The sequence below is a fragment of the Actinomadura logoneensis genome (assembly GCF_003428695.1).
GTDB lineage: Bacteria > Actinomycetota > Actinomycetes > Streptosporangiales > Streptosporangiaceae > Spirillospora > Spirillospora logoneensis.
Genome location: NZ_QURH01000910.1, coordinates 1 through 6,850, shown reverse-complemented (window position 1 = coordinate 6,850; position 6,850 = coordinate 1). Strand labels below are relative to the sequence as shown.

The window sequence follows — 6,850 nt, the reverse complement described above, 5'->3', positions numbered from 1 at the left end:
CGCGCCCGGTGCGGCGCGCGGGGCCGCCGTGTCTCTTGATCTCCACGGGTTGCGCATTTACGCTCGGGATGCTTGAGAAACGCTCACAATCGAGCACTCCTGTGAGGTGTCCGTGCCGCGTGTGTCCCGCCGCAGCCGTCCCGTAACCCGCCGCAGAGCAAGCACCGCAACCGCCGCCGCCCTCGTGCTGGCGGCCCCGTTGACCGCCGTCGTCTCCCCGTCCGCGCACGCCGAGTCCGCCGCCTCCACCCGGGTGGCCGTCCGCCAGGACGCCAGGACCGTCACCCTCGCGACCCCCGGCTACGAGATCGCCGTCGCCCGCGAGCCGTTCGCCATCACCACCCGCCGCGCGGGCAGGACCGTCCTGGCGACCGCCGCGAGCGGCGCGTTCGACGTCACCCGCCCGGACGGCACCCGCGTGACGCCCACGAAGGTCGCCTCCGCGCGCTGGTCGCACGGCACGCTGGACCTGTCCGTCGCGACGTCCGACGCCGCGACCACGCTGACCGTCGCCGTCACCCCGTCCGCCGACCGCTACCGCGTCCGGACGGGCGTCAAGGGCGCGTCAGCCGCGTCCGCGACGGCGCTGCATCTCGACATGGCGTCCGGCGGCCACTGGTACGGGCACGGCGAGGCCAAGAGCGACGCCGAGGGCGAACCTGACACGCGCCAGCCCTGGCCGCTGGACGCCGCGACCGGCAAGGAGCAGGTCAACGACACGTCGTTCGGCCCGGCGTCGTACCTGATGACCGAGCCGTTCTGGTTCACCGCGACGTCCGCCGGGCTGTACGTGGACACCGGCAACCTGATGCGCGTGTCGCTCGGCCGCCTGCACCCGGGCGTCGCCGACTTCGAGGTCACCGACACCGCGAGCCTGGACGCGACGTTCTTCGTCGAACGCACACCGCGCGCCGTCTATCAGGACTACATCGGCATCGCGGGCAGGCCGCGGGCCGTCGGCGCGACGCCCGCGCAGTTCACCGAGCCGCTCTGGAACTCGTGGGCGCAGTTCTACTCGACCGTCGACCAGAAGGGCTTCCTCGAGTACGCGCGCTCCCTGCACGACGCGGGCGTCCTCGGACACACCATGCAGCTCGACGACGGCTGGATGACCCACTACGGCGACTACACGTGGAACGCCAAGTTCCCCGACCCCAAGGGCATGTCCGACCAGATCCACGCCATGGGCTACGGCTTCGGCGTCTGGATCACCCAGTGGATCAACCTGGACGCCGACAACTACCAGGTCGCCAAGGACAAGGGCTACCTGCTGAAGTCCAAGCAGGACCCGTCCCAGCCCTGCACGGTCACCTGGTGGAACGGCAAGGCCGGGCTCATCGACCTCGGCAACCCCGACGCCTACAGGTGGTACGAGGGCCAGCTCAAGAAGCTCCAGGCCGACTACGGCGTGGACGGCTTCAAGTTCGACACCAAGTTCTTCGACGAGCGCTGCGCCGCGTCCAACGGCCTGGACGCCGCCGGCTACCGCAGGCTCGGCGCGGAGCTCGCCCAGCAGTTCGACCTCCAGGGCGCGGGCATCCGCGTGCACTGGACGGGCGCGCAGAAGTACGGCTTCGTGACCCGCACCGTGGACAAGGGCACCGACTGGGCCTCCCTCAACGCGGCGGTCAAGCAGAACCTCGCCGTCTCGGTCATCGGCTACCCGTTCGTCGCCACCGACATGATCGGCGGCTCGGACAGCATGCCGCCGCCGTCGCCCGAGGTGCTGGTGCGCTGGGCGCAGGCGGCGGCCCTCATGCCGATCGAGTACTCCTCGACCTCGCCGCTGAAGGTGTACGACTTCGTGAACAGGACGTGGGTCACCTACCCGCCGGAGGTCGCCCGCCACTACGCCGCCGCGACCCGGCTGCACGCCGCGCTGGCCCCGTACATCCGCGACCAGGCCGACCGCGCCGTCCGGACCGGCGAGCCGATCATGAAGCCGCTGTTCTTCCGGCACCCGGACGACCCCGCGTCCTACACGGTCGCCGACGAGTGGCTGCTCGGCGACGCGCTGCTCGCCGCGCCCGTCCTGGCGTCCGGGACGAGCCGCGACGTCCACCTGCCGCCCGGCGCCTGGTACGACGTCGTCCGGCACCGCGCCGTGAAGGGCGGGGGCCTGCGCGGATACCGCGCCGACCTGGGCACCGTGCCGCTGTTCGTCCGGCTCGGCACCTCGGACACCCCGCGTCTGCTGAAGATCCTCGAGTAGCCGGCCCGCCGAGGACTCAGGGCTCACGGACGGGCAGCCCGGTCCACGCGGACGCCGCCGAGGCGACCGCGTGGGCCGTGGTGTCGGTGAACCGGTCGACGAAGGACACCGGAGCGCCGAACGTGGCGAGCGACCGCCGCGCCGTCCGCGCGTGCCTGCCGCCGAGGTCCGCGACGACCCGCTCGGGCTCGTCCACGGTCAGCAGCAGCGCGCGCGAGCCGCCGTGGCGCCGGAAGGCGTTCACCGGGACGACCGTGATGCCGGTGACCCGCGTCCACGGCACCGTCGTCCTCCCGTCGGGGAGGGTGACCCCGTCCTCGCCGAGCGCCATCAGCGGGTCGTCCCGACGCGCTTGGACGAGCGTCGTTCCCAGCAACAGCAGCATGAGCCCGATCAGCCAGGCGTACACCGCGAGCGTCGGCCAACCGGCGCGCGAGACGAGCGCCAACGAGGCGAGCGCCGCGAGGGCCAGCGCGATCCCCCCGAAGAAGACGACCAGCTTGCGCGGCACGACCCGCACGACCAGTCGCTCCTTCCGTTCGGACGGGCTGGGCCCGGCCGCCGCCGGAGCAGCCGGTGACTCGGACCCAGCGCCCTCCGCCCGAGGTGGCGGGATGTGGTCGTTGACCGTGATGATCCGGTAGAGCGCGATCAGTCGGGTGTACGCCGCCCCGAACACCCCCACCGTGAAGGCGATCAAGAGGGCGAGGGCGGCGATGATCGGCACGGCCGTCCGGCCCGTCCCGGCCAGGAGCACCGAGCCCAGCACCGCCCCGGCGGCGGGAACGAAGACACCCAGTGCGATCCACGGCTTCCGACGCACCCGCGCGATCTCCCGCTGGGCGTAATAGACCGCGATCCACCGCGCCTCGGAGTCGCTCGCGTGCCCGGTCCTGAGCAGCTCCTTGCGGACGGACGGTTCGAGCGACCGCCACCGTGCGCGCAGATCGTCGGCCTGGTCGGACACGCGGACTCCCCAGGGGCATGATCCATCCGGGACGTACCGGTCAGAACGGAACGGCTGGAATGCGCGTATTGCATCACATCATCCGGCGCCGCGCGCGGCCCGTTGTGGCCGTCCGGGGGAGCCGCGCCCCGTCTCAGGACGAGCGGACGGGCAGCCCGGTCCACGCGGACGCCGCCGAGGCGACCTCGTGGACCGTCGTGTCGGTATACCGGTCGGTGAACGACAGCGGAGTGCCGTACGCGCTCATCGACCGCCGCGCCGCCTGCGCGTACCGGCCCGTGAGATCCGCGACGAGCTGCTCGGAAGCGGTCACGCCCAGCGCGATGACGCGCGGACCGCCGCGTCCCGACAGCGGCGCGACGACGCGGACGCCGGTGATCCGGCTCCACGGCACGCTCGTCCGCCATCCCGTCACCCGCACGCCCTCCTCGGACAGCGTCACCAGCGGATTGCTCCGGCGCATGCGGACGAGCCCCAGCCCCAGCAGCCCCAGGACGACCACGGCGCCCACCCAGCACGTGACGGCCGCCGAGAAGCCGCGCTCGAAAGCCGTCAGCATGGTGCCCACGGCCGCCAGCGCGAGCGCCATCCCGCCCAGGTGGACGATCAGCCTGCGCGGCACGACCCGCACCACCAGCGACTCGCCCCGCCGCGTCCCGTCCGCGCGCCACCCGTCCGCGCGCCACCCGGCGGCCCCGGACGCGTCCGGGCCAGGCGGCGCGGCGGCCTCCGGGAGCGGCGCGGTCTCGTTGACCGTGAGCACGCGGTTGAAGACGATCACCTGCCCCCGGAACCAGGCGAACAGGCCCAGCACCGACGGGAGCGTGACCACGGCCGCCGCCACCGACACCCCCGGCCCGTTCAGCAGGCCGGACGCGCGCAGCAGCCCGAGCGCCGTCCCCAGGACGACGATGTACACGAGCAGCACCACGCGGACGAGCCGCCGGAGCCGCCCCAGCCGCGTCCGGGCGTAGTGGACCGCGACCCACTGCGCCTCGGGATCGCCGGTGCGGCCCGTCCTGACGAGCTCGTCGCGGGTGGACGGCGGCAGCGCGCGCCACCGGGCGCGCAGCTCCGAAGCCTGCTCGGACATGGGGACTCCAGGAGGGCGGGGGACCGGATTCGCGGACCGGACCCGCGCCGCCCCTGGCCCGGGGCGGCCGAAACCCGCGGATTACATCACATCCTCCGTGCCCGTGCGAGCCGCCCGTGAGCCCCGTCACGGACCGTGCCGGACCCGGATCACCAGGTGGCCGACCCGGCCGGTAACCTTCCTGGCGTGCCCGACCTGACCATTCCCGTACCGCAGTTCCCCGACGACGACGGCAGCGCCGACCCGCGCCTGCGGGACGCGCTCGCCGCCTACGCCGCGGGGCGCGCGGGCGGGCACGCGGTCGTCGCCGAACTGCTCGGCAAGCGGGTCCTGGTGCCCGTCGTCGCCGTCCTCACCGAGGAGGAGGACGTCGCGCCCGGCGAGCTGCGCCGCGAGAAGAACAGCGAGATGGCCCTGCCCACCCTCATGGGCGAGGACGGCCGCCGCGGCGTGCTCGGCTTCACCGCCACCGAGACCATGGCCGCCTGGCGCCCGGACGCCCGGCCCGTCGCGGTCAGCGCGCAGCAGGCCGCCGCCGCCGCGCTCGACGAGGGCGCGCACGCCCTGGTCCTGGACGTCGCGGGCCCCGTCCCGTTCGCCGTCGAGGGCCTGCACCTGCACCTGCTCGCCGAGGGCCGCCCCGTCCCGCCCCCGCACGAGGACCGCGAGATCCTCGCCGCCATCGACGCCGCGTTCGGCGCCGAGCCGGGCGTCCAGGGCGTCCGGGTGGGGAAGGGCGAGCACACCGAGCTGGCCGTCCGGTTCGCCGTCGCGCCCGGCCACGACGAGCGGGCCACCGCGCAGCGCGTGTCCGACCGCCTCGCCGAGGCCCTGCGCGGACGCGTCGTCGGCGGCGTCGAGCTGAGCGTCCACCGGGGCTGAATTTATTTCAGTCCCGGCCCACTTGCTCGCCTGGCGGCTGTGTTGATCGCAGCCTCGGCCCACTTGCTCGCCTGGCGGCTCGCTGCGTGACCGTGCCTGGGCGAACGCGGCATCGCTTCGCGATCTGCCCGGCTTCGCTCGCCTTCGGCGTCGCTGCGCCGGGCAGGTCACGCGTTCGCGTGCGTGGCCGGGCCGGGCAGGGCTAGGCCGCGCCAGGCTCTAGGCTGCGGGGCATGAGCGCCCCTGTGTGGTCGGTGCGGGCCGACTGGACCCAGCCCCTGCGCAACGCGTGGACGCTCGCGGGCTGCGTCGCCCTCGCGCTGCTCCTGGCATTCCGCGTCTCAGGGGCCGCCATCCCGGCGTTCGCGTTCCTGGGCGTCCTGGCCGTGCTGCTCGGCGTCGTGGACGTCGCGCTGAAACGCCTTCCCGACCCGCTGACGCTGCCGTCCATCCCCATCGCCGGGGTGCTGCTGCTCATCGCCGACCCGTCGCGCTGGTTCGGGATGCTCGCGGGCGCGGGCCTGCTCTTCCTGGTGTTCGCCGTGCAGTGGGTCATCGTCCCGAGCGCGATCGGGTTCGGTGACGTGAAGCTCGCGCCCGTCCTCGGCCTGTACCTGGGATGGCTGGGCCGTCCCGCGTGGATCACGGGCCTCGCCGGAACGATCCTCCTGGGTGGCGTGTTCGCGATCGGGCTGCTGCTGTTCCGCCGCGCGGGCCGCAAGGACCAGATGCCCTACGGCCCGTTCATGCTGGCCGGGACACTGCTGGCCGCACTCCTGTACGCCTGAAAAAACCGCTGGACGCGCCGCCGGACGTTCGGCAGGCTGCCCCTCCGATGGATATCGATGTTGAAAGCTTCATCCGGGACGGGTTCGTCCGCGTGTCCGAGGCGTTCCCGCGTTCCGTGGCCGACGAGGGCCGCGCGCTGCTGTGGGAGATGTCGGGCTGCTCCCCGGACGACCCGTCCACCTGGACGAAGCCTGTGATCCGCTTGTACGACCAGGGCCAGCCCCCGTTCCGCGAGGCCGCCCAGAGTCCGCGCCTGCACGAGGCGTACGACGCGCTCGTCGGCCGGGACCGCTGGGTCCCGAGGAAGACGGTCGGCGGCAGCTATGCCGTCCGCTTCCCCCTGCCGGACGCGCCGGGCGACGACGGCTGGCACATCGAGTCGAGCTTCCCCGGCCCGAACCCGGACGACTACCTGAGCTACCGCGTGAACCTCACCTCGCGCGGACGCGCCCTGCTCGTCCTGTTCCTGTTCTCCGACGTCGGTGAGGACGACGCCCCGACCCGCGTCCGCGTCGGCTCCCACCTGGACGTCCCGCCGCTCCTCGAACCCGCCGGCGACGACGGGCTCGCTTTCATGGACATCGCCGGGAAGGCCGTCGCCGCGTCCGAGCACCGGGACGTGGCGTTCGCCACCGGCCGCGCGGGCGACGTCTACCTGTGCCACCCGTTCCTCGTCCACGCCGCGCAGAGCCACCAGGGCCGCAACGTCAAGTTCATGGCGCAGCCCGGACTCGAACCCGCCGTCCCGCTGTCGGTGGACGGCCCGTCCCCGGTCGAACGCGCCATCAAGCTCGGCCTCACGTCCCACTAGAACGACGGCGGCGCGGTCGGCGGAGGGGGATGCCCGCCGACCGCGCCGCCTCCCGGAGCGGACGCGCGCCGTCACCTTCCGGACCGGATCACGGGG

Annotated in this window: 6 protein-coding genes; 4 read left to right on the top strand and 2 right to left on the bottom strand. The window is 73.4% G+C overall.

Annotated features, from left to right (window positions below):
* The first annotated feature begins 112 nt into the window (after nt 1-112).
* The gene (locus DZF91_RS30720) at nt 113-2,212 is read left to right on the top strand and encodes a glycoside hydrolase family 31 protein (protein ID WP_199487006.1); all 2,100 of its coding nucleotides are present in this window, start codon (nt 113-115) and stop codon (nt 2,210-2,212) included.
* A 16-nt stretch (nt 2,213-2,228) separates the two neighbouring features.
* Here DZF91_RS30720 and DZF91_RS30715 read toward each other — a convergent pair whose 3' ends face one another.
* Nucleotides 2,229-3,179 carry a hypothetical protein gene (locus tag DZF91_RS30715; protein ID WP_117360578.1) on the bottom strand — a complete coding sequence of 317 codons (951 nt, stop codon included), beginning with the start codon at nt 3,177-3,179 and terminating at the stop codon, nt 2,229-2,231.
* A gap of 133 nt (nt 3,180-3,312) precedes the next feature.
* Nucleotides 3,313-4,272, bottom strand: a complete 960-nt coding sequence (locus DZF91_RS30710) for a hypothetical protein (RefSeq protein WP_117360577.1) — start codon at nt 4,270-4,272, stop codon at nt 3,313-3,315.
* A 186-nt stretch (nt 4,273-4,458) separates the two neighbouring features.
* On the opposite strand from DZF91_RS30710, the gene DZF91_RS30705 reads away from it, so the two are divergent.
* The 3 genes from DZF91_RS30705 to DZF91_RS30695 all read left to right on the top strand — a co-directional run bounded on the left by DZF91_RS30705 (nt 4,459) and on the right by DZF91_RS30695 (nt 6,754).
* Nucleotides 4,459-5,154 (top strand): SseB family protein, encoded by a 696-nt coding sequence (locus DZF91_RS30705; protein ID WP_117360576.1) that lies wholly within the window; start codon nt 4,459-4,461, stop codon nt 5,152-5,154.
* Between the two features lie 233 nt (nt 5,155-5,387).
* The gene (locus DZF91_RS30700; RefSeq protein ID WP_117360575.1) at nt 5,388-5,942 is read left to right on the top strand and encodes a prepilin peptidase; all 555 of its coding nucleotides are present in this window, start codon (nt 5,388-5,390) and stop codon (nt 5,940-5,942) included.
* A gap of 47 nt (nt 5,943-5,989) precedes the next feature.
* Complete coding sequence (locus DZF91_RS30695; RefSeq protein ID WP_117360574.1) at nt 5,990-6,754, top strand: phytanoyl-CoA dioxygenase family protein; 765 nt, start codon at nt 5,990-5,992, stop codon at nt 6,752-6,754.
* Nucleotides 6,755-6,850 lie beyond the last annotated feature (96 nt).